The sequence below is a fragment of the Pseudomonas sp. SIMBA_068 genome (assembly GCF_046534705.1).
Classification (GTDB): Bacteria; Pseudomonadota; Gammaproteobacteria; order Pseudomonadales; family Pseudomonadaceae; genus Aquipseudomonas; species Aquipseudomonas putida.
Genome location: NZ_JAWRYI010001605.1, coordinates 1 through 237 on the forward strand (window position 1 = coordinate 1; position 237 = coordinate 237).

A 237-nucleotide genomic window follows, 5' to 3' on the forward strand; every position below is an offset into this window, starting at 1 on the left:
GGGCGTGACCGGTCGCTACGATTTCTGATACCCGGCTTTTCGCACCTTGCGCCGGGTTCTCCGGCGCCTTTCGACTTGAACAGGAGTGCTTGTCATGTTGCGCCTCACCACCGCTTTGCCCCTGCTGCTGTCCACCGCCCTGCTGGCCTCGGCGGTGCAGGCCGCGCCCAGCGTCTACCCCACCGGCGTCACTCGCTACGACCCGGCCAGGGCCTATAACCAGTACGTGATCTTCAG

General features: G+C 65.0%; 1 pseudogene. It reads left to right on the forward strand.

The annotated features are described in order from the left end of the window. Positions 1-94 precede the first annotated feature (94 nt). Positions 95-237, forward strand: a pseudogene (locus tag SB756_RS35135) (ArsR family transcriptional regulator); the annotation flags it as partial.